This is a genomic window from Novisyntrophococcus fermenticellae, assembly GCF_018866245.1.
GTDB classification, from domain to species: Bacteria; Bacillota; Clostridia; order Lachnospirales; family Lachnospiraceae; genus Novisyntrophococcus; species Novisyntrophococcus fermenticellae.
The window spans coordinates 1,034,131-1,059,735 of record NZ_CP076458.1 but is presented as its reverse complement, the minus strand read 5'-3'; the positions used below and the strand labels follow the sequence as shown (position 1 = coordinate 1,059,735).

Below are 25,605 nucleotides of genomic sequence, written 5' to 3'. Positions count from 1 at the left end.
CCGAGTATGTATAATATATTCCCTCATTAATATTGCTTGTAAAAATTCATTCCATATTGAAAATGTTCTTCCAAAAATGCAGGTACAAAGTCAAATGTTCCGCCAATCGGATAGATAACATAGCTTCCACCGGGGGCAAGCGAATCGATGACTCTTCGGTACTCCTTCTTGACTGCTTCTGGCGTGACTCCCGGAACATCCAGTACATGCTGATTATCGAATCCGCCGCAAAATGTAAGACGGCTTTCAAGCTTTTTCTTTAATTCCGGCAGATTTTTATTACACGCCTGTAAAGTATCAATGGCATCTATACCTATTTCCGCCATATCCCCGAGGATTGGCTCCACGTAGCCACAGGAGTGATGCTGATAAATAAGACCTAATTCGTGACATGTATCCACTACCCGTTTTAGATTCGGTTTGATTAGTTCCCTCCAAAGTTCGGGATTCATAAACATCCGGTCCGCTGTCCCATAATCATCGTGAAAGTTAATCACATCCATGTCGTAATACTGAGCTATTTTTTTGATATATTCGATCTTCCAGTCAAACATTGCTTTAAAATACTCCTGACATTCCTCCGGATCTTCCAGTAATGCCATAAGTGCATTTTCAAATCCCATACAGGCATGCATGCGCTCAAACGGCCCATTTATAATCATACATACTCGCAGTTTATCCGTATCATAAATACTTATACCATCCTGAAAAGGAACGATTCCGGCGCCTGCTACAAAAGCCTGAAAATCTGTGTGGACATCAATATCCGCCTGTTTTTCCCAATCGACAGCATCCAGATCAGGCAGTTTTATGCCTTCTCTCCAATCTTCAATTGATTCAAACAAGTGCTTCCCCGGTGTAGGCATCGGCGCATGAATCGTTGGCTCATACGTCCACTCTACACCGAAGTAATCCTCTCCAACCATGTGCCCCGTATATCGTTCCATGGCCGGACATGCTTGTATAAGCGCAATATCTGTGAAAAAACACGGAATATATTCCGGCACCTGATGTCTGTAAGCCAGAAGTGCATTTTCTCTTGGTGTCAGCTTCATTTTCATATCCTCCTATCATAAAAGAATAATTCTTATATGCTGATTATACCTAATGAATTTAACTAATAAAAGATATGAAATATCTGATATTTATTATTTTAACTTTGACATTAGTGTGCACATAGCACTATACTATAATATAATGATACGGAGAAGGGTGTAGTAAGACATGAAATTGAGCATGTGGATACTTGCAGACTGGTTGAAGAAGTACCAGCCGATAATCAAAATTGAAAAGGGAGAGCCAATTCTTCGAAGTGCCCGCATATTGTCAGGAGATATCAGCATTGAAAAACAGAACGTTTACCTTGCACCCGCGAAGGACTTTATAACAGATGAAAAGGATAAAGTAATCTGTGTAAACGGACACGATATTATACTGGTAAATACAACAGATATGGATTTGGTGCTGAATGATATCTTTGACGCATTCGACTTTTACAACAGTTGGTCCGATGGCTTATATGAATCAGTCCTGGATGGATGTAGTCTGCAATATCTGGTTGATGCAAGTGATTCGGTGTTTAAAGAACCTCTTTTAATCTATGATTCCGGTCATATGGTGATGGCTCAGTCTTCAAACTATGGTATGGGAAGTCTTGACGAAGAGTGGGATATTATCCTCAAGACTGGGAGCAGTTCAATCGAAAAACTTCAGCAAATGAAGGAGCATCTTCGCCAATCAAAGTTCAGTCTGCAGGTTGAACTGCTAAATCTACCCTATTTTAAAGAGCGCAGTCTGCAGCGAATGTTGTATACCCATGGAAATGTGGCAGGACGAATCATCCTGTTGGAATATTTCAAAAAATTCAGAAACGCTGATTTCCAGATTTTAGAGACATTTGGAAATATGGTGGAGCTTTGGATGAAGCACAACATGAATGCCAATGTTATGCGTGAAGAAACAGCCATTTTTAAAGATCTGCTAGATGGACAGGCAATATCGAAAAAGGGGCTTAATCACAAATTATATACCGTAGGTTGGGACTATAAGCATGAGAAAGTATTGGCTAAAGTATTAATATCTCCAGAATATAAGGACATTACCTATCCACTGTTGTCAAGACTGGAGCATGTTTTAGAAGACTGCTTCGTCTTCTTACTAAAAGAAAATATATACATACTCGTTAACCTGTTTTATCTGCCCGTAAATAAAATGGTGGATATTTTATCTGATGAATTAAAGCAAAGTGCTGCCTGTTGTGGAATCAGTTTTAAATTCCAGGATATCCTACAGCTTGCATTCTGTGCAGAACAGTGCGATATCGCCCTGCAATATTCCGAAAAGCAGAAAGGACAGGTCTATTTTTGTAAAGAATATGCTTTAGAATACATCTGCGGAGTCCTCCAAAGTAATGCCAGCAAGGCATCCGTGCATCCGGCACTTGCCATATTAAGGGAACATGATCAAAAAAGAAAAAATGACCTGTATCATACGCTGTACACCTATCTCTTAAATAACTGCAATCTTGCAGAAACCGCCCGCCAGCTATCTCTGCATCGTAATTCCCTGATGCACAGGCTGGATAAAATCCGGGAACTGACCTTCATTGACACAAAGGATAAGAGTACAAGGGAATATCTTTATCTTTCCTTTAAAATCATGGAAATATCTGATAAATAATCTAGTATAGCCGATCATAAATACCTTTCTGCTTCACACGTTGAAACTCCGGGAGAAGAATCCATCCTCTCCCGGAGTCCCATCTATTCATATTTTCTTACTTTACGGATACGACCACCACATCCGATATGGTGATTCTTCCGCTTTCACTTGTAACCACACAGCGATACTTCTGTCCATCTCTGAAATTCCAAACCGGTACATTGACCGTGCCCGTCTGACTTCCTTCCATGGAAGATTCTCTCCATATGTTAGAGTTTGCATTGCAGTACTGCCACTGATAGGTCAGGTTCGTTCCGGTTGCCTGTACAGTGAATGCTGCTGACTCGCCAACGGCACCGCTGTAGCTTACCGGCTGCAGGGTGATTACCGGAGCTCCGGCTGCATGACCCACTTTTAATACCGCCGGCTCCGATATCAGAGAATTGCCGGCTGCATCTGTCACAATACAATGATACTTCTGTCCGTCCCTTAGCTTTGTAATTGGAACGCTAATTTCCGCGGTATTATTCCCTGCCATAGAAGAAGTTCTCCAAATATTGGAGTTGGCATTGCAATATTGCCACTCATAGTTCAGGCCGATGCCTTTTGCTTCTACATTAAATACTGCCGTATCCTCTACAGTCCCTGTAAATTCTTTTGGATTAGAAATAATACAAAGTTCGGTATCTGATGCATCCGAGTATTGGTGTGCCCCTATATCAATAAATCCTTCCTCCGGAACTGAATTACCAAAGAAATCCCTTCCACCGCCAGGGTTTTTCCAGCCGAAGCGTTCTTTATCTTCTACATAGAAAAATTTAGCCTTTGTATATTCCGGATATGCACCTACTTTAACCGTTTCCAGCTTCTGTCCCAACTCATCCTGATTGATAACTCTGCCTTTTCCAATAGCCGCTGATCCTTCCTGAATCTTATAAGCTACTGCGTTTGCATAGCCATCTCCTGCTTCTCCCGGATTTACAAACTTTGCATCCCCAAAAACTGCATATGCATCTTCCGGCCTGTCTTTAGGTCCTCCATTCTCAAATAAAGTACCACAATAAAGATTGTTGCTGTATGTTACAACTTCTTCTTTACCGATATCTCTGGGATCTCCTGCAAAACCAAATTTTGCGGTTTCACTGTTAATGCAAAATATGTTATTGAAAAAATGAGTTCCCTTTGGTTTCCCATCCCAGGGTTCACCTCTTACTACGGAATAAACCTTGTGATCTTCACTCGTATATATTGTATTATTATAAATATAACTATGATCTACACCACCACCGCCACCAATTTCAAAAATTGTGCGTTTTCCATTCATTGAGCCATCATTTTCACTGATATTATAGCGTACTACCGTACCATCTGTATAAGCATACTGAGGACCGCAGATCATTAAAAATCCACCATCGTTATCATGGGAATAGTTATACTGAAACACCGTATTGATACAATAATAATCCGAATCAAAAGCCTCGCCATCGGAAATCTCTGTATTCTTCGGAGTTCCAGTGTACGCAACCTCATTGAATTGGAAAACTGAATTATCTGTATCAAAAGGCCAGACAGCCGCAGATAAATTGGTGTTGCTCCCGACAGGGCGGGCATCACAGCCTGCATATTTAACAATATTATGTTCTATAACAGCACCGTAGGTACCACTGGGTACAATTCCATCCCCTGCAATATGATCCAATACATTATTTCGTATAATTACGTTCTGATGGCGGGTAGGCGCTTCTTGCTGCCAGTCCCAGTATCCCCAGGCACGCCCTCCATCATAACCTCCGGATGTAATACCGTTACGGCTTACATCTTCAATCGTACAATTCTGAATCGTCAGGCCGTCAATGTAAGTATGCTTACCATTATTTTCAAAATGAATTCCAGCACCTTCTCTGCCGTTTGATCCGCCCTTTTTAGCATTGTGACCATTTATATCATGAATATAAAGATTATCTAACATAATGGAATGGGTGATACTTCCTTCCCCAGCTTTTGCTTTTATATAGACACCGCGTCTTCCTCCCTGGGAGTTCAGCGTATTATCAGAATTATGCTGTCCAAAGCTGGTAAGTTCCAGATCTTTTACTATGTAATACTCCACTCCATTCAGTTCCAACGCATACAGCTTCTGGTTCTCTTCCATCTGATCAACAGGTGTTCCGGGCACATAGTTGGCATGAATCGCCGGATAAGTATCACCACCATACTTTCCTATGGTAATAGGAGCCTCAGAAGTACCATCTCCTTGCGGTCTTAAGGTTGTTCCTGCCCAGGAGCATCCTGATTTAAACAAAATCGTATCACCCGGATTAAATGTCTGTTCATTTATTTTGTTAATGGTTCTCCACGCTTTTTGAGGTGACGCCCCTGTATTATTATCATTACCACTCACTGAATCAACATAGTAAACAGTAATATTCCTGTTTGTTGTGAACTGTAGATCTCTCGTAGTTGTTTCATTCAAGATTACTGTAGTTTCCGGCACAGATACTGTAGTGTACTCCGGATGTGATGCCTCTACGATATAGTTTTCACCAGGAGGAGTATTGATATTATAAACCCCCTTACTGTCTGTTGTACCGGAAGCAATTATATCATCCCCTTGTTTTACACTAATAGCCGCTTCTGAAACAACTTGATTTTCCTGATTGGTCACCTTGCCTGTCAGAATTCCTATTGGTGCGGACAAATTCACATCATCCATGGTCAGAAATCCGGCTGTCCCGGCTGTGCTCCCCATAGACTTCATGTAAAATCCCAAACGACACCTTCCATTCGTAATCTCAATTTCAGGAATCGTGACGTTGACCATAGGGTAGGTACCCATCTGACTGTCAAAAGTATTTTCCAGAATAACTTCCGAAGCAATTTCACCATCGTTGGCATATGCAAACATCTTTGCTATGTTTCCATCATCTGACATATTTGTAGCTATTTTAGCGCTTAGCGTATAAGTTCCATCTGGAATGCCAACTAACATCTGTAGATATGAAGCCTCATACGGCGTGTAACTCTTATCTGGTTTTGCAACTGCATAATTATTTCCACTCCCTCCTTCAAGTTGAATCGTGGTTTGTTTCCCATCAGGTCCGAATTTTACTGAATTACCGCTGTTTCGGGTAATCGTATCATCATTGCATCCGGCTCCATAGATCGGTTCCCAATAAGAAATCATCCCATTCGATGTTTCTTCCATCTTACCGTTGCGCACCTGATTTTCTGTAGAAGCAGTATTGGCAGCCGATGTCTTCTGCACGTGATAAGATGCAATGCTGTCAAACAGTTCTCCCATTATTGGTGTTTCCTGTTGTGCTCCTTCTGCTTTAACCATCAGGCTCATAGGGCTTAGGGCCATAATAATCGTTAATGCTATGGATAACCATCTTACATATCTGTTTTTCGGATTCATTCCCATCCTCACTTTCTTAAACTTCATTTTCATGCTATCAAAAATGCATCTTCATAAATAATGTCCCTTCTCCTAGAATGCCGGATTGTACGCCTCCTGATATATTTTTACTTCCGCTTCCTTTGAAAGCTTGTCCAGATATTCCTCAATTTGATTTTCCTTCCAGTATTCTTTAATTTGTCCCTTACAGTCTGCAAAATCCGTTCGCTTCCCATCTTCCCTGTTTTCACAGTATAAGCAAATCCATTCCAGATTATCATTATCAATGAATTCAGATATCTCCCCCGGCTGTAGCTCATAGAGGCTTGCTTCGATTTTGGGAAACATGGTGACCATACCATCCTCCATTTCAGTCTGCGTAAAGGTCCTTTCCTGTATATACTCAGATACCCCAAGTTTTTCAGCTGCACCAGAGAACTCTGCCCCATTCTTTACTTCCTCTGCAATCTGATCAATAATCCCTGCCGCCTCTTCTTTCCCAATTTTATCTGATGGTATCACCAGACATTGAAACACAGCCCGACCGTAGTCCTGAAACCAATTTGGATTTTCATCATATATTTCTTTTAACTCATCATCTGAAATGGAGAATTGTTCGTTTTTTACCCATAATTCACGATACTTATCCTGAACAAGTCCATAATAAGTTTTTGCCGTATACTGCTCCGGTCCGTACATTACTTCATTTGCTTCTTTTTTCTTTTTACGTTCCTTATTCTCCTTTTTCAATGACTTCTGAAAACTACTATAGCTGCAATCTGTAATAATACCCTCTTCTAAAAGTTTTGCCTGAATGACCTTATAAGGGGTGATTTCTTCAATTGCTGCTTCTACTGAATCAATTCCATTTTTAAGAAATAACTCTAATTCATCATCTTCTACCGGAATACCATTGATTGTAGCAACTGTTTTATTGTCCCTGGCTTTTTTAGTTTCTGTACCACAACCTATGTGCAACGTTCCAAGTAACAATATAATGCCGAACACTAAAATTGACCTTTTGAGTTTTCTCACTGAAATTCCTTTCACTTACCTTCATATATTCTATTATTTTACATTCTCTTTTGAGGAAGCGTATGACCAGTTTCCCAATCATACGCCTCTTTCTTAATATCTTTACTCCTATTTCACTGTTACCACCACCACATCCGATATGGTGATTCTTCCGCTTTCACTGGTAACCACACAGCGATACTTCTGTCCATCTCTGAAATTCCAAACCGGTACATTGACCGTGCCCGTCTGGCTTCCTTCCATGGAAGATTCTCTCCATATGTTAGAGTTTGCATTGCAGTACTGCCACTGCCAGGTCAGGTTCGTTCCGGTTGCCTGTACGGTGAATGCTGCGGTCTCGCCAACAGCGCCGCTGTAGCTTACCGGCTGCAGGGTGATTACCGGAGTCTCATCTACGGCACCGATTTTCACTGCTGCCATCTCTGACGTTACGGTCTTTCCCTCTCCGTCTGTAACCACACAGCGGTATTTCTGTCCGTCTCTGGCTTTCGTAATCGGAACACTGATTGCATCCGTATTACTTCCCGCCATGACAGATGTTCTCCAGATATTAGAGTTTGCATTACAGTACTGCCACTGATAGCTTAAGTCTGTTCCCTCAGCCACTACGGTAAATACTGCCGTTTCCTCTACGTTTCCGACAAAGTCTTCCGGATTCGTGATAATACGAAGTTCCTTATCGACAGCCGGATCAAGGGATTCAACCACCTGATTCAAGGTTGCAGTGGCTGCCGCTACCTCACTCTCAGTTGCTTCCTCTTTTTCATAGACTGCTTCTGCCGCCTTAATTGCTGCTGTAAGTCTCTTCCAGGAGTCAGGAGTAACATCCTTCTCTTTGATGGTTTTTGCGGACTCAATTGCGGCTTTCAACGCTTCTTTACCCGCCATCTTTACCAGACGGTTTCTTGCATCCAACAGCTGAACCTTCGCCGTGTTAATCTCCGACTGGGCCGCATCTGCCTTTTCAAGTGCTTCTTCTGCAGATTTCAGCACCTGTTCGAATACATCGTAGGACTTAACTGTATACGTATCCTTCTGAGGAACGACTTCTTCCTTGGCGCTGTTCACTGCATCTTTCAGGTCTTTTACATAAACAAGTACCTTCTTTGCTTCACGTAAGGCTGTATCGGCAGTCTGTACTTCCGCTTTTGTTGCCGCATCATTTCCCAGTATTTCCGCTGCGTCTGCCAATACCGTATCAAACTCTGCCCAGCCTGTTTCCAGATAATCCTCTTTCATCTGGCTCTGACAGCTTTCCACAAGCAGTCTCAGGTTCTCCTTATCGGTTTTTGTGGCTGCGGAATCTTCATCCTCAAATTCCAGCCATAGAACTACATCTTCTGCTGCCGGATCTTTTGCACTGTTCAATTCATCCACGGTCAGTGCCTGACTAAATACCCGTACCTGCTCAAAAGTAAGCTCAGACTGTCTATTTGCTGCTTTCTGCGGCTCATATCCTACAGAGAATGTCTCATCATTTTTGTTGATGGATGTAACATTAACTTTGCTTAGTTCAGCTGCCACATCATCATCCACATAGAGTTTCAATTCCGTACCGGTATATGCCACGGATATCGTATGCCACTGGTCAAAGAAATTGCTGTCAAGCTTTTCACTGGAAATCTGATCCCACTTATTTCCATCACTGATATAAGCATCAATCTTGATATCCCCATTATTCTTATTGTAATAAATCCGGTACGCGAAGGAATTATCGCCAATGCTTGCAATCATGTTATGCTTTTCATGGTTTTCAAACAGTCCTGTACTCTCCTTGCAGGAGGCCGGAACATAAACCCTGGAGGATACCGTAAACGGCTTACCCTCTGTAAGGGCCTCATTGACGATCTTATCCTGATCATTTACCGAGAAATATCCCTTCAATGCACTGCTGCTTCCGTCCTCACCTTCCGTAAACTGTGCGGTGCCGGGAAGCAGGGTGTTCAGCTGATTCGTACCGGAATCCTTGATGATACGTGTTTCCTCCGATTTTGCAACTGTCAGAATAGATCCTTCAGCACTTAAGTTCTCTTTTCCATTCACCTTTGAAACCTTGAGAATTGCTGTTGTACCGTCTGCCACATCTTCTCCAACCGTTACAACTGCTTTCGTATAGTCGGAAGCATCTGTTGTCACTTCAATTCCGTCGATTGCCTCTCCGTTCTCATCCACCACACTCCAATCGGCGCTTGTTACCTCTGCCTTGGCGTTATCCGTCTGCATGGTAAATTCTCTGGAACTTCCGGTTTCAATCGCTGCATTTTCGGGATCGATTGTGACTTTGTAAATGCTTTCCTTATCCTTGTGCTGAATGTTTCCAAAATCTACCCATAATTCCACATCTTCATCCTGAGCAGTGATTGCCGGCTGCGCCGCATACTGTGCTTTTACCTCGGCTGCAGTCAATGCTTTGCTGTAAATATGGATGTTCTTGAAATCTGCGTTGGATGACCTTCCGGTAGACGGGCAGCCTCCTATGGTCAGATTATAATCGGAATGAGCCACACCTTCGTTTGTGTTGGTCGCCTGCTCTGCAAGCATGGTACCATCGACATATAGTTGAATCTTATTGTTTTCAGCATCATAAATACCCACTACCTGGTGCTCATGATTCTGCCAGTTCGCCTTCATCTCTGCCGGCATGTCATCAAACAGGATGCTCCTCCAGGATCCGCCTGCATAGATATGAAAATCCACTTTGCTTTCTTCTCTGGAACGAAGGGCAAATGCATAATCTCCCTTACCTGCAAACATGTTGTAATCCTTACTTCCCCGGGGTGTCATGTTCACTTCAATGGTGAAGGAGTTTTTCCCCTCCAGCACCGGATTCAGAATGTCGTTAAATGGAACTGCAAGTTGTCCGTTCATGACGACAGTTTCTTCATCCTTTTTGAAAGCTGCAGACGTATTATATGGAATCTGCATCTGATGCTTGCTTTCATCCTGAAGATATGTCTCTTTATCAGCTAATGCTTTTACTTCTTTCAGATACTGTTCAACAAGCTCTGTTCTGTTCTTGTCTTCGTTCACAAGTTTTTTCTGTGCATCTGTCATAGCATTTACATCCGCCTGCAGATCTTCGATATCTGCCAGCTGGCTGTAATCATAGACAACAAAGGAATCAATCCGTTTGATCAGTTCCTCAGCCTTTTCTTTATCGTAATCCTCACGGCTGAAAGATGCTGCCGTGTGATAGGATTTCGCTGCATCGGACAGTTGTGCCGCCGTCGCATCGCCTGCAACCGGCATCATCGTGAATTCCCACTCATATACCTTGCTGGAAGGAAGCTGATACTGGCTCAAAGGTCCGGGACCGCAGGTCGCTCCTCCGGTTCCAAGAGAACCGTAGTTGACGCTTAGTATCGTTTCATCTCTCGGAGTTATTCCATACACATGATCTGATGAGTTCAGGTCATTCGGAGTAAAGTGCAGGGCACTCGCCTCAACGGTATCGGTTGCTGCTACTAAAAGTGCATTGCTGCCTGAAGGATTCTGTACAGAAATCCATTTTACATCGGTCAGGTTACCCGAGTCATCCACCTTCAGGTAAGGGTAGAAGAAACTGCTTACTGTATTATTCCAGATTCCCTGTCTTCCGTTCGTCTTTCTGTCGTTGAATGTTTCTACCGGTCCGTTTCCATACCATGTAACATTCTCAAAGCCTGCCGGAAGTGTCATCATGGACCCTACTCTGATAAAACTGCCCATGCCGCTTGCCGTGGCATCCACCTTCATACTGACCGTAATCTGTCCTTCACCATTGATTGTATATACTATGGTTTCTTTTGTATTACCGGCATTTGGAAATACAATATTAGAAGTAACTACCGTCTGCCCTGCCTCGTTTTCTGCAACGTCAATTTTTTCTACTTTGATGGTTTCTGCCGCACTTGCCCACTTGGAGTCAAATGATGTCTTGTCATTCTCCACAAGACCTCTCCAGAAGTTTGGCGTTGGTCCCTGCTGAACCAGTACTTCATCCTTATAAGTATAATTCTGCATCGTTCCGGTGGCTTTATCAATTGAGAAGCTGAAATTCTCACCGGTTACATTCCATGCAGTATCTGTTTCTGTTGTCTGCACCTCTTTTTCACTGATAACCGGAGCTGCCTGTTTTACTTCAACCGGAACTTTGATCTGTCCCCAGGACATCTCTGCACCGGCATCTGCCCATGTTTCAGTCTGTTTCAGACCTACAGAGATATTCAGATAATATTCACCGCCGTCCTTGATTTCTTCCGGCATTGTAAATGGAACATTAATCGTTTCTTTTTTCTGTGGAGCAACATCCGGATTTTCCACAGTACCCTCCTGGATGACCTGCCCATTTTCAAGAAGCTGCCATGTTACATCATACCTGTTCAGATTAGTAAAGTTGCTCTCATTGTAAACATTCACTTTTCTGGCATCCAAATCAGAAACATCTGCACTAAACCAGTAGTTCTGATACTGATATTTCACCTCTGAAAGTTCCGGCTGAGGTGTTCTGTCTGCACTGATCAATCCATTCTGACAGAAGCTATTATCATTGGGAACATCTCCCCAATCACCGCCGTATCCATAGAATTTGCCTTTGATTTCTTCCTTATATAAATTAGTGTGTGCATAATCCTCGGCATAGTAGTCCCATCCACGCACCTCGGCTGTATTGTGTCCGTCTGCATAGTCCAGCCACAGAAGCACACTTGCATCGTCTGCACCAATTGCCGGTGCTGCCGATCTCTGTCCTTTGATTTCCGCCTCGGTCAGTGCCTTCGTATAAATACGTGCAACAGAGATTTCACCATCTACTTTTCTTCCGTTTGTGACATCATATCCGACACCTACGGAACTGCCGCTCGCTGCGATACCATCACTCACAGTATTGGTTTTCATCAGCGTCCCATCGACATAGATGGAAATCTTTCCGCTGTTATAAACACCGACGACCTGATGCCACTGGCCAATCCAATTGGCGGGGAATGCACAAGAAACACTTTTCCAGCTTCCGCTGTTGTAGACAAAGAATTCGAGACCCGTTCCCTGGCTTTGCGTTTTCAATGCAACCTGTGTATCTCCTTTTGCAAGAAGTACACTGTTTTTGGATTCAGAATACGGTTTTACAATTGTCTCGAAGGTAAATGCTTTTCCGGTTCCTGATAACGCATTGTTATACTTGGAATCCTGATTCATGATTGTATAACCACTGAATGCCTGTCCTCCGTTTAAGCTTCCTTCTGCCGCATCTGTAATCCAGTTATCTTCGCTTCCAATTGCCTCACCAGACACACCTGTTTTATCAGTCACAGTGTAGGATGAGCCAAGATCCTCCAGGTCCGTTGCTCTCGCCTGATCCACCCAGTCCCAGATGAAGGCTCCCAGCATATTATCAGCACTTCTTATCCCGTCCCAGTACTCTTTCAGGTTTCCTACGGAGTTGCCCATGGCATGTGCATACTCGCATAGAACATAAGGAATCTTTCCTTCTCCTGCTCTGCCTGCAACTGTGCTGACGCTCGGGTACATATTACTGCCCATATCCGTTCCCATACCGTCATTCTGTCCTTCACTATGTACAGGTCTTGTGGGGTCATTATTCTTGAAATACCAAATCATGTCTTTATACAGACCCTTTGAATGATTTGGATCTGTCGTATAAGCCATCTCGTTTCCGATAGACCAGATTACAATAGCCGGATTATTTCTCAGATGTTTGAAGGCTGTTTCGGTTCGATCCATGCCAAGCTCATAGAAAAGTCCACCTAAGCTGCTGTTACCCATGATTGCATGGCATTCCATATTGGTTTCACCTATCATATATAATCCATAGGAATTACACAGCCAGTAGAAGTAATCATCATTACTGTAATGGGAAGTCCTGACTGCATTCAGGTTATTTTGCTTCATCAGGCTTACATCCTCTTCCATGGTAGCCTGAGGAACAGCTTTTCCATAGAACGGATCTGTATCATGGCGGTTTGCTCCTTTCAGGAGAAGTCTTTCACCATTGATTTTAATCGGTTCCCATTTCTTTGTGGTAACCTTGTAATTGGAATCTACTTCTGTGGAGGTAAATTCAATTTCCCGGAATCCCAGCTGAGCAGAAAGCGTCTCAACTTCCTTTCCGCCCGCATCACGCAGCGTTAATACCAGCGCATACAGATTCGGGTTTTCAGCCGACCATAGCTTGGGATTTGCAACTTTCTGCTTTAATGTAAAGGTCTGTGTCTTCTCAGATGCCACTTCCGATACAGGGATGCTTGTATTTCCCAGAATATTGTTTCCGGCCTGATCCAGCGCCTGAACGTCAATACTCCACCCGCTCTGAGATTTCGATGCCAGATTTCGTACGTCCACAGACAGATTTAATGTGGCATTCTTATATTTAGAATCCAAATCCGTCTGTACCACATAATCACTCATCTGCACAAGCGGTGCACTGGTCAGATAGACATCACGGAAAATTCCTCCGTCATAAATCATGTCCTGATCTTCATACCAGGTACCATCACAGAATTTGTGTACCTCTACCGCCAGCAGATTTTCTCCTGGCTGAAGATAATCCGTAATGTCGAATCGATGGGGGCTGTAGCTGTCTTCACTGTACCCTACTTCTTTTCCATTTACATATACATAATACGCAGATTCAACCCCCTGAAAATGTGCATAAACACGTCTTCCGGAATTCAGCATGGTATCATTCACAGTAAATGCTTTTCTGTAGAGTCCAACTGGATTGTAGTTGGTCGGAGCCTCCGGGCAGCTTACATTACTGTCGTACTTGGACTGCCATGGCATCTGCACATTCGTGTAGATTGAAAAGTCAAAATCCTGTCCCTGTCTTGTCCAGCTCTTCGGAAGTTGTACCATCTTCCATCCATCTGCTTCATCTTTCTGGTACCCGGCTGTCATAAAGCCGTCATCACCCAGGAATTTCTCTGCCTGCTGCTGGTTCTGGACTACGGTCAGATCCCAGTCTTCATCTTCTCCAGTGAGAAGCTGGAAATACTCGGAATTTGTCCGGGCATTATAGTCCCATACGGCTCCTGCCGCAGTACCGGCATCCTGATAGGGAATCAGCGTTGTTGCGGCATCCTCCCGGTTGATGCCAAATACATCTTCTCCGGTCACCGCATTCCCATCCACATCCGTGTAGTCGGTGCCTGTCCACTCTTTGTGTGTGAACTTGGTCTTATCAACATCGGCTTTCACGGAATCGCTGACCGTCAGGCTATCCGAGGACGTTCCGGCTGCAAGTACCGTCAGACCTGTGGACGGAACCATCGTACCGATCATCGATGCTGATAAGATGAGTGAAACCAGTTTTCTTGATTTCATACTTCTTTCTCCTTTAACTATATTTCACAGCAAAAACACTATGATACTCTCATTCTATAATTAATATGTACACTAATCCATGTACTTTTCTACACTAAATTTGTAATATCTTACATTTTCTGCCAGAAATCCCAAATTAAGAAAGAGGCATAGGATCAGTTTCCCAATCCTATGCCTCTTTCTTAATATTATTTCTTATTTGACCCCTACAACTGCCACATCCGATATTGCGATTCTTCCATCCGCACTTGTAACAATACAGCGGTATTTCTGCCCATCTCTGTAAGTTGCTACAGGGACTTTCAGCATATCGCTCTGATTTCCCGCCATGGAGGATACTCTCCAGATGTTGGAGCCTTCGTTGCAGTACTGCCACTGATAGGTCAGTCCGTTCCCTTCTGCTTTCACAATAAAGGTTGCCATATCACCGACTGCACCGCTGTAGCTTCCCGGCTGCTGCGTAATCACAGGTGCGCTGTCTGCGACACCAACGTTTATCGCTGCCATCTCCGATGTTGCTGTATTTCCACCTTCATCTGTCACGACGCAGCGATATTTCTGCCCGTCTCTTGCTTTTGTGACCGGAACACTGATTTCTGCCGTGTCACTGCCCGCCATGGACGACGTTCTCCAGATATTGGAGTTCGCATTACAGTACTGCCACTGATAAATCAGCCCTGTCCCCGCAGCTTCTACCGTAAACACAGCTGTTTCTTCTATACTTCCGACAAAGTCTTCCGGTTCTGTAACAATGTGCAAATCATCCATAAGCCGGACTTTCACTTTTACACCCAGTCCGTCTCTATTCTGAACTCCGGGTATCGAAGCAATTACACCATGCAGCGTCTGTTCTTGTGTATTGGCCGCATCAAAGCCTTCTTCACTCCATGTTACAGGAAGTTTTGTTCTCACATCTCCTTCCAGTATCACGGCAACTTGCCCGGGAAGCTGCAGTTCCTGAAACGCAGTGCAGCGAGCACCTGTAACCTGGAGTAATTCATCTGCCGACTTCACCGCCAGTGCCGGAGACTGTTCACGCCCCGTTGCGTTAATCCAGAAACCCTCGGTTGTACCGGCTTGTACAGAAACTCTTATATATTTTGCCAGACCGGAAATCATATCTGTCGTACTTCCGCCGGAAATACCCTGTTCCATATGGTCTGCTGTGGTTGTCCAGGTTTCACCATCTGTGGAAATCTCTATGGCATAATGATGCTCTCCTTCTGTATTCCATGTAAGTATGACGGCCCTGGTCCGATACAGTCCTGCGGCATCAAACTGCCAGGAAGGGTTGCTGTCATCTGCAGATGGTATCCAGAATGTCTGTGGATTTCCGTCATTTCCATATTCGGGTGTGATGCCTTCCGCACTGGACGTAGCCGCTGTACCGGCACCGTAATCCAGTCTGACTGCTTCTCCCAGTTTCTCTCCTGTCGCAATAAATTCCGCAATTTCAATCCACTGGTTTTTTCCGTCCGTCTGCTTTTTTGCCTGAAGGTTATTGATTCGCAGATACCTTGCATCAGTGTCAGCCGTAAGGCTTACGGATGCATTTACCTGATCATCCCCCTGTTCAAAGTCAGACCACTGGGTGATATCCTCCCAGTTTTGTCCGTCAGCCGAGCTTTGGAGTGTAAAGCTGTGGCGTATAATTCCGTTATCGGATGTTCCTGCCCAGGCAAAGCTTACGGTTACTCCATCTACATGATAATCATCTCCAAGATCTACCTGCCACCAGCCAGGACCATATCCCCCTTTGTTCCAGAAAGTATCTGCCTTGCCATCCACCGCATAGGAGGCCTGGCTTCCGCTTACAGAACTATCGGCAGCTGCCGTCTTATTCAGGGCAATGTTATTAACCGTACCTATACCTGTCACTTCCCTCAGACAAGGCCAGATTTTACTGGATGGGCAGTTCAGATAAATCCTCACATACCGGCCCCGTGCTCCGACTTCCTCCGTTACCCGTCCTCCGCTTTCTGTCTTTATTTCATGCTCTGTTACATCATAACCTGTAAATTCCGCGTCATCTGAGACTGCTACCTGATATTGATATCCACCTTCTGTATCAAAAACAATCTCCATACTTTCGATATCATAGGTCATCCCTAAGTCTGCCTGCCACCAGTGTTCTCCCAAAGAAGAATCCGATGTGTTTGTTACCTTCGCACACCATTTTGTATTTTCCTTGCCATCATTGGCATACTCGGCCTTTTCAACTCCATTTTTCCCTGAATTTACTGAGCTTGCAGTCGCTGTTTTATTCAGGAATATATTTCCCGGCAATTCCTCCGGTACATAATCCATTTCATCCGCATCTCCGCCATTCGGAACTTCCGGCAACCCAGCTACACCGACACCGGGAATGACAAGGGATGCCGTTTTCAACCCCTCTGCGGATGCCGTTAAAGTGATGTCTCCGTCTCCACGCTGACTGCGTACCCATACGGCCCACTGTCCGCCTCTTACATCCACTTCCTTCTGTCCAACGACGAAGCCCGGACCTTCGGTTTCAAATGTAATTTTATTTTCTGCTGTATTTACAACGGTTCCATCCGTATCCTTTACATCCACCCATACCAGCTTTGCCGTGCTTCCGTCGAGCTTCAGTGCTTCCTCATCCTCTGCCTGAAGGCTGATCTGTACAGCTGTTCCCGGTGCACTGCGCATATACACTTCCCTTTGCTCCCCATCGATATATCCGACTGCGCGCAATGTTCCCTGACCCGGCGTATATGCGGATAAATCAAAAGTAAACGGGGGATGTTCCAGATGCTCAGTGGAAACCTCTGCGCCACTTGTACTGCCTGGCTGTTTTCCGTAGTCAGAATCGGAATAAGCACCGCGCGGATCCCACATAATCGTATCGGGTGTCTGTCTTCCAACCAGCTGATCGTCCAGATACAGTTCTACTTCATCACAGTTACTGAATACGCGCACCTGGTTCGGCGAGTCATCCGCCCATGTATTTGCAATATAAACCATCGGGCCGCTCTCTAATCCATACTGGCTTAAATCAACACCCGGATCCCTCTGGCTTTGATAGAAGTATGCACTGAATTTTGGTATTCTGGCAACATCTACTACACCGCAATAAGTCAGCTTTTCCGTATCAAAACCGGCATAGTCGGCATACTGCCAGTAAGCCGCTGCTCCATACCAGCCGGTCTTACTCCGGTTGTATGCCAGGGATGACTGAATATTGTCACACTGAATCAGCATTCCCTCATCTCCGCCTTTGGCACTGGTGTAATGCTGAGGCTCTCTGGTAATACGGGTAGTAGATTTGAATCCTCCCATATTCCAGTCACCATATTCACTGACGATTATCGGCTTTTCGCTATACTTGGCAGCATCACCCACCACATTGGCCTGAGGAGTTCCCACTCCCAGGTCATATACATTCCAATATTTCCATCCGCCTGTATAAGCCTTTGATACGCCTTCTTCCGGGTACTCCTCCTTGGTGATCTGATTGATTCTGCTTGCCCAGTCCTGATTGAAATTACTCTCATTCAAACTCGGCTCCCAGGCCACGACAGAGGGATGATTCCGGTTTGCACGCACCATTTCTCTCATCTGCTGATACGTATTGTTCTTAAATGCGTCCGTATTACTGAAGTTTTGCCATCCGGAAAGGCAGTCCAGGACTGTTACGCCATATCTGTCGCAGGCTTCATAAAACGCCGGTGCATGAGGATAATGTGCCATACGTATGAAATTAAAGCCATAGTCCCTTAAACGTTTGATCTCTGTAAAAATCGCATCATCCGACATCGCATTTCCCAGCATGTAGGTTTCGGAGTGCAGGTTGGTTCCCACAAGCTCGATACGCTCATCATTTATATAGCACCCGTCTCTCTTCCACTCTACTTTTCTGATTCCGTATGTGGTTTCATAGGTATCACATACCGCCCCGTCTTTTTCTACTGTTGTACGGACGGTATAAAGTTCCGGAGTATCCGGTCCCCAAAGTCTCGGGTTTGCAACTTCCAGTGACTGTGCAAAGCTATACTTTTCTCCTGCTTTCACAGTCTGTGTATCCGTTGCCGATGCAGCGACACGTTCACCATCCGGCTCCAGAAGTTCTGTAGATAAAGTCACTTCCGCCGCCTGCCCATCTTCGTTTTGAACTTCGGTCTTAGCTTTTACTACAGCACTTTCTTTCGAAACTTCCGGAGAAGTGAGAAATACTCCGCCGCCCGCTGCGGTTCCTGAGGTAACCGCATCCGTAATATGTACCGGATCAGTTACCGTGACATATACATTCCGGTACAGTCCTCCGAAATATTGAAAATCGGGGTTCGTCTTTCCCGGGGCAAATCCACTGTTTGGGCGAGTATCCAGCTTCACTGCCAATACATTTTCACTGCCGTCCCTTTTCAGATAATCTGTAATATCAAAGGAAAACTCTGTATAGCCACCCTGATGTGTCCCGAGTTTGCTGTCATTGAGCCAGACCTCTGCCTGCTGCATCGCTCCTTCAAACGTAAGGAGTACGCGCCGCCCATCCCCGGCTGTGTCCGGGGTTTCGAAATGCCGGCGATACCAGTAGATTCCCAGATCCTCCTGATAGTAGTTTTCCGGTGTGTACTGAATTGTACTGTGCGGAGCATTGACATACAGCCATTTACTGTCATCATAACCGGATTTTTCACCGCTGCCGGCCTCTCCTTCACGGAAACGCCAGTCATTATTGAAACTGATTTGAACTCTTCCGGTACCCGCATATGCGATTGCCTCCGGTTCCGGAGCAGCACTTACCGGGAGACCGGAAAGGCACATTACACCTGTTATCGCAAGCGCAATCCCTTTTTTCATAAACTTTTTCACTCTTACTCTCCCCTCCTTCTAATGTATATCTCTATACTATATCGAATAAATATTAACTTTTCCATGAGCTTTTCTACTGTAAGTTTTGAAATTTCTACAAAAAGGGCGCATGCCGGTCTCCCGGTCATGCACCCTTTTTTTCATATCTTTTAATCTTATTTGACTGATACGACTGCCACATCTGAGATGGCTGTTCTGCCATTCTCACTTGTGATCACACAGCGGTATTTCTGCCCATCTCTGTAAGTTGCTACAGGGACTTTCAGCATATCGCTCTGATTTCCCGCCATGGAGGATACCCTCCAGATGTTGGAACCCTCATTGCAGTACTGCCACTGATAGGTCAATCCGCTTCCTTTGGCTTTCACTGTAAAGGTTGCCATATCACCGACTGCGCCACTGTGGCTTACCGGCTGTAATGTAATTACCGGAGCACCATCTGCAGTGCCAACCGTCACTGCTGCTGTTCCTGAGGTTACCGTTTTTCCGTATGCATCTGTCACAATACAGCGATACTTTTGCCCGTCCCTTGCTTTTGTGATTGGGATACGGATTGTATCCGTATCATTTCCAGACAGAGAGGAGATTCTCCAGATGCTGGAGTTTGCATTGCAGTACTGCCACTGATAATTCAGACCGCTTCCTTCGGCTTCTACCGTAAACACTGCTGTTTCTTCTATACTTCCGACAAAATCTTCCGGATCTGTAAGGATACGAAGTTCGGTTTCTGCGGGAAGCAGTTCTGCCATCGCCTTCTGCAGTGCTGCTGCCGCTGCATCTGTCTCCTCCTGGGTTGCATCCGCATCCCCATATACAGCCTTTGCCTCTTCAAGAGCTGAAGCAAATACCTTCCAGCTGTCTTCGGTATACTGCTCTTCTAACTTTTCTTCACCACTTGCAATCAGCGCTTCTAATGCGGCTTTATCAACTGCCGGTATTTCTACAAGACCTGCCATGGCTGCCTGTAGATTCTCCAGAGCTTCATCAACCGCTGCCTGATCCGCATCGACCTGCGCAGATATAATCTTTGCAGCGCTTAAAGCCTCTGCAAACGCAGCCCAACTGTCCTGTGTATAACTGCTTTCTTCTTTTTCTTCGGCAGCTTCAATCCGCTCATTCAGGGATGTCTTGTCAACAGCCGGCTGTTCTACATAGATTTTTGCATCTGCCCAGTCCACGCAGTCATCGCTGTTGGATTTTACTTTATCTGCAACCATAATCAACTTATTCACATCTGTAACATCGATATCCACAAATTTTGCTTCATCCTGCTGCTTGATGATTCCCGCATCATAAATTAAGTTCTCAGCAGAAACAGAATCCTTATAAAACAAGAACTCGGCTCCGTCCCGTCCGGTCTTCGTATATTTAATATAGTCAATTCCAACCCATGCCTGAAAATGCTTCTGCATTCCTTCAAAGGCACTCAGATCATAGGAAACCATTGCATCTGCATTGGCACTGATTCCTTTGTCAAATGCAGTCTGCTTTCCGTTAATCTTCAGACTGATTCCTGTTGTAGATACCCCGGTTCCTGTATTAGCTTTATTGATATGGATTCCACCCCATCCGGATATAGAATCTGCAGCATATTGAATCACCCGATATACGTCTGTGGGTTCCATAGCTCCTTCCACACCGTCTCCGGTCAGATAGTAAGGAACCATATTCTGAACCCTTTCACCTACCGTCACACTTGCTGTTCCCTGTGTCTTGGATGCATCATTAGCCGTTGCGGTAATTGTCGATTTTCCGCTGGAAAGTGCAAGTACCTCACCTGTTTCACTCACCTGCAGTACGGAAGAATCCGAGCTTGCATAGGTTACCGATACGTCATCGGCATCCTCTGGCTCCACAGCCGCCGTTACCGTAAACGTATCTCCCGGATTTACTGTTTCCGGTACTCCGTTGACTGTAACCTTGTCAACAAGCGTTACTTCCGGTTCCGCACCTGCAAGCACTTTCAAAAGCTTGCGGTCTTTTACAGTAAGCTGGCCGTCACCGTCCAAATCCGCCGCACGAAGCGTAACCATATCGATTTCTTCCCCGGCAAGATAACGTTCCATAGCAGCAATATCTGCTTCTGTCACAAGACTGTCCGCACTGCCATCGATGTCTCCGTTCACAGCCAGCTTTAAAGTATCTTTAAGGCTTCCGCTCACCTCCAGAGCCAGGTTGTAGCCGGTTCCTATCGGTGAATCATCGCCCTGATCACCGCCCATGGCCTCTGACATCTTTAAGGTGCCGTCCTCCACTTCCTTAATCATAGGTTTCAGCTCTGCAAATGTTGTTCCCGGATCAATATTATAGATGATTCCATTTTCTCTATCCAGTTTTACAGTTGCATCTTTCGTCAGTTCAATCCTGGTTTCTGTGGACTGCGCCTCTCCCTTGATCAGTTTTGCGTCTCCCCAGCTCACCATATCATGACCGTTCTTGATGTTTTTATCCGCATACAGAGCAATTTCATCAGCGCCTTTTACATCAACGTCAAAATAATATGCATCATTTCCATGTTTCAGAAGCGGAGATCTTTCCACCTCTTTTCCGTCTACAAGAATTGCCAGATATACACCATCCTGCGTACTGGTCTTGCTTCCGTCAATACCTCCGTATACCTGCAGACGTTCCACGTTCAGATCTGAAATATCAAAGTATATCTTTGACTCTGCATTGACGCCAAATCCGGTATCAAACTTTATCTTTTTACCATCTACATAAAGCTCGATGTCTCCGCCTTCGTTGTCTTTGTTTATCTGGATATCCTTGTATTCGGAATAACTTTTTTCTCTGTCATAGCCAAGTGCGGATAACAGAATTTCATTATTCAATTCCAACTCAATCGTATAAGTTCTGCTGTAGCCATTTGCAGCAGTGGCTTTGATAGTTACAGTCCCGGGAACCTCCGTTGCCTGTTCAATCTCTACCGCAACCTCCTCCGATGCCGGAGTTACTGTTACCTGCGGAACATTCCCCGCATCATCCACCGCATAGGTGTATTCGGTTATATCATTATTGAATCCTGTAAGTTCCTTGTCCCCGATTTGAATACCGGAAAGAAGATTCGTATAGTCAACTGCGGTTACCTTACTCTCCTCCACCATCCGGTCTGTCGTGGCATTGCTCAGAGCCTTCAGATGATACGTGTACGTATAAGTCTGCGTAGCCGGCAGTCTGTATTGGGAAAATGTTGCGGGGCCGCAGCTCTTGGTTCCAAGTCCCATCTGCGCATAATCAATTGTCAGAACTGTATTATCTGTTCCCTTCAACTGATAAGGATGGGCTGCCTGCTGTAAGTCCTCCTGCGTATAGTGCAGTGCACTCATCTCCAAAAGATGCTCACCTGCATCTACGAGAAGACCATTTCCCTCGTCATCCGTCAGTGCCATAAAACGTACATCTGTCTTATTGCCGGTTTCCTGAGGAACTGCATAATTGACGAACTGATCACTTACCTTGCTTTCATATATGCCTACATCATAGCCTGCTTTTCTGTCACTATAGCTGTCCGATTCTCCACGTCCGTACCATGTCATGTTCTCAAGATTTCCGTTTAACTGCACACGGTTTCCGACACGCAGGAGCTCTCCCATACCGCTCGACGGAATCAGGGTACTCTTTACAAAGACATCTCCCGAAGAATAGATGGTATAAATCAAACTGTCCTTCGAGTCTGCACAATTTTTAAGTGTGCGGTTAATCGTAACATAAATAATCTTATCGTATTTTTCTACAGACACCTCGTCAATCTTGGCATTTTCATTTGCTTTCTTCCAGTTTCCGTCTACGGATTCCTTCACATCATTATCCGTATACGCTCTCCAGTAGTTCGGCTGAAGGCCTTCTGCAAACATCTCTGTATCCCCGACCTTAAAGGATTTCATCGTGCCTTTGTCTTTATCAAATGCAACAGACCAGTTATCCTCTGAAATTTTTACCTCTTTATCCGTTTCCGTAAGTGCAGAATCAGAAAATGTATGCATTTCATCAGTATTTAATCCCCGGTCAGCGGCCTCTTTCTCAAAAGCCAGATCAAACTGCTCTTCTGCAGCGGCAAATCCAGCTTCTGCCCAGCTGGTCGCTTCTTTTGTGACAAAGGAAACATTTAAGAAGCATTCGTCTCCCTCTTTCAGTCCTTCCGGAACCTGATACGGTATCGTAACGGTTCCGCTGGTCATCGGTGCAATATCAATATTCTCCAGCTCGCCGCTTTGTACTTCTGTTCCATCCTTTTCCAGGCTCCACAGAAGCTTGTACTCGCTGGTATTAGTCGCAATGTTTTCATTGTTGACTGTGATTGTTCCGGTATTTACATCACCCATCTCCATCTGGAGGGCCTGATAAACCCGCTTCACTTCATAATCCTCAGGCTGCAGTGTACGGTCCGCAGAAATAATTGCATCCGTACAGAAGTTGCTGTTTCCCGAAGTCCACTTCGAATAGGCACCTGTATTCCAGTCACCATCATAGCCCCAATAGGTTGTTTTACCATCCCATGTTCCATTTTCAACAAGGGGCGTATTAAATGTATGGTCAGCCCATTCCCATATGAAGCCGCCCTGGCAAACACCATAGTCCCGGATCTTGTCCCAGTAATCCTTCAATCCGCCGACACTGTTCCCCATAGCATGTACGTATTCACACATGATATACGGCTTTTTATAACTGCCTTTGATGGCACTCAATTCCGGATACATATTGGAAGTCACATCTACCCCTGCGTTATCATTCCATCCCTGATAATGAACGACACGTGTGTCGTCATTGTTCTGGAAGTAATCAATCTCCGCCTGAAGAGACTTTCCTGTCCCGGTTTCATTCCCCGGTGACCACATAATAATACACGGATAGTTTTTATCTCTTTCCAGCATGTTAACCGCACGGTCTTCGGCCGCCTCTATGTATCCCGGTTTGTCTCCGGGCACTCCATACTGGCTTCGTCCGTTATGAGACTCTACGTTCGCCTCGCCCATGACATAAAGACCATATTCATCGCACAAATCATAGAATAAGGGATCATTTGGATAATGGGAGGTACGTATAGCGTTGATATTCAGTGATTTCATGAGTTCCAGGTCTTTTCTGATATCCGCTTCTGTCAGGTATCGTCCTGTCTCCGGATTACTCTCATGGCGGTTAACTCCAAATAGCGAGATTACCTGACCATTGACACGTAGTCTGGTGTCCGTAGTTCCGGCATCTGTAATCTCCACTTCACGAAAACCTACACCGGAAGATGTAATCTCCGTCTGTTCTCCGTCTTTTTCAAGTGCAAGCACCAGTTTATAAAGATTCGGATGCTCAGCTGTCCATTTGGCAGGGTTTGTAATCTGCTGTGACATGCTGACTGTTGTCTCATTGCCATCCTTAAATTCTGCATCTGCCGAAAGGGGCTGAGAAGTAACCAGATTCCCATCTGCGTCATACAGATAACCTTTTACGCTATAGCCGTCTTTCTCCTTACCGCTGAAATTTCTTAAATCTGTTTCAACTTTAAGCTCCGCGTTTTCATAGTTTTCATCCAGATCGGTCACAATTGTGAAGTCACGGATTTCCGTATCCTCTTTCGCTGTCATATATACATCCCGGAAGATTCCGGACAGTCTTAACTGATCCTGATTTTCGATATAACTTCCGTCACACCAGCGATATACCTCTACGGTAATGACATTCTCTGCTCCTTCTGAAAAGTCAAGTGCATCGGTGATATCAAACTCGTCTCTGGTAAAGCTATCCTCCGAGTATCCGATATAGGTACCATTTACCCACAGGTACATGGCGGATTCCACGCCTTCAAAATTCAGAAAGATTTCTTTACCCTTCCACTCCGGATCAACCGTAAAGGTCTTTCTGTATGTTCCCACCGGGTTATTCGATTCCGGCGCTACGCCCAGGTCTTTCTTCCCTTCGATATTGATCCATGGATAGTTCTGGTTGGAGTAAATAACCGGATCGTATTTAAAAGAACCGTCTTCCTTCACATAAGTCTGCCAGCTTCTTGGAACCGCAATATCATCCCATCCGCTGTCATCATAATCGGTCTGGTTAAAGTTCTTGTCACTGGCTGCGATTCTTTTTGCCGGATTGATCGCCCAGCTGAATTTCCAGTCGTCTCCGTTCAGCAGCTGATAATAGCTTGAATCCGCCTTATCTGCCTGACGGGCCTGCTCCACCGTATCATAGCGGTAAAATGTGGCACGGGCCTTTTCTCTGTTCACCTGGAAAATACCCGGGTTTCCTGTCCACTCTCTGGTCTCTGCTGCCGCTCTGGCCTGTATCGGTTCCGCCAAATACGGAAACGACAGGCCGGAAGCAAGTATCATTGACAAAAAAACTGATAATAATTTCTTCTTCATTACCAC

At 44.9% G+C, this 25,605-nt stretch carries 7 protein-coding genes; 1 reads left to right on the top strand and 6 read right to left on the bottom strand.

Annotated features, from left to right (window positions below; genetic code table 11):
• Nucleotides 1-26: 26 nt before the first annotated feature.
• Complete coding sequence (locus KNL20_RS04715) at nt 27-1,055, bottom strand: uroporphyrinogen decarboxylase family protein (protein ID WP_230399469.1); 1,029 nt, start codon at nt 1,053-1,055, stop codon at nt 27-29.
• Nucleotides 1,056-1,224: 169 nt separating this feature from the next.
• Here KNL20_RS04715 and KNL20_RS04710 point away from each other — a divergent pair, with 169 nt between their 5' ends.
• Nucleotides 1,225-2,679, top strand: a complete 1,455-nt coding sequence (locus KNL20_RS04710) for a PucR family transcriptional regulator (protein WP_230399468.1) — start codon at nt 1,225-1,227, stop codon at nt 2,677-2,679.
• 97 nt (nt 2,680-2,776) lie between these two features.
• Here KNL20_RS04710 and KNL20_RS04705 read toward each other — a convergent pair whose 3' ends face one another.
• The 5 genes from KNL20_RS04705 to KNL20_RS04685 form a co-directional block, all read right to left on the bottom strand.
• Entirely contained in the window at nt 2,777-6,079 is a 3,303-nt protein-coding gene (locus KNL20_RS04705; protein WP_230399467.1) for a carboxypeptidase regulatory-like domain-containing protein, read from the bottom strand.
• A 72-nt stretch (nt 6,080-6,151) separates the two neighbouring features.
• Nucleotides 6,152-7,093, bottom strand: a complete 942-nt coding sequence (locus tag KNL20_RS04700; protein WP_230399466.1) for a peptidylprolyl isomerase — start codon at nt 7,091-7,093, stop codon at nt 6,152-6,154.
• A 108-nt stretch (nt 7,094-7,201) separates the two neighbouring features.
• Nucleotides 7,202-14,410, bottom strand: a complete 7,209-nt coding sequence (locus KNL20_RS04695) for a glycoside hydrolase family 2 TIM barrel-domain containing protein (RefSeq protein WP_230399465.1) — start codon at nt 14,408-14,410, stop codon at nt 7,202-7,204.
• A gap of 195 nt (nt 14,411-14,605) precedes the next feature.
• Nucleotides 14,606-19,243, bottom strand: coding sequence for a discoidin domain-containing protein (locus tag KNL20_RS04690; RefSeq protein ID WP_230399464.1), 4,638 nt, complete (start codon nt 19,241-19,243; stop codon nt 14,606-14,608).
• Nucleotides 19,244-19,398: 155 nt separating this feature from the next.
• On the bottom strand, nt 19,399-25,599 hold the full coding sequence (locus tag KNL20_RS04685) for a glycoside hydrolase family 2 TIM barrel-domain containing protein (protein ID WP_230399463.1): 6,201 nt from the start codon (nt 25,597-25,599) through the stop codon (nt 19,399-19,401).
• Nucleotides 25,600-25,605: the final 6 nt, after the last annotated feature.

Bases quoted from the DNA above. Each gene is read 5' to 3' on its own strand.
- KNL20_RS04715 (WP_230399469.1), bottom strand. From the start codon at position 1,055: ATGAAGCTGACACCAAGAGAAAATGCACTTCTGGCTTACAGACATCAG.
- KNL20_RS04710 (WP_230399468.1), top strand. From the start codon at position 1,225: ATGAAATTGAGCATGTGGATACTTGCAGACTGGTTGAAGAAGTACCAG.
- KNL20_RS04705 (WP_230399467.1), bottom strand. From the start codon at position 6,079: ATGAATCCGAAAAACAGATATGTAAGATGGTTATCCATAGCATTAACG.
- KNL20_RS04695 (WP_230399465.1), bottom strand. From the start codon at position 14,410: ATGAAATCAAGAAAACTGGTTTCACTCATCTTATCAGCATCGATGATC.
- KNL20_RS04685 (WP_230399463.1), bottom strand. From the start codon at position 25,599: ATGAAGAAGAAATTATTATCAGTTTTTTTGTCAATGATACTTGCTTCC.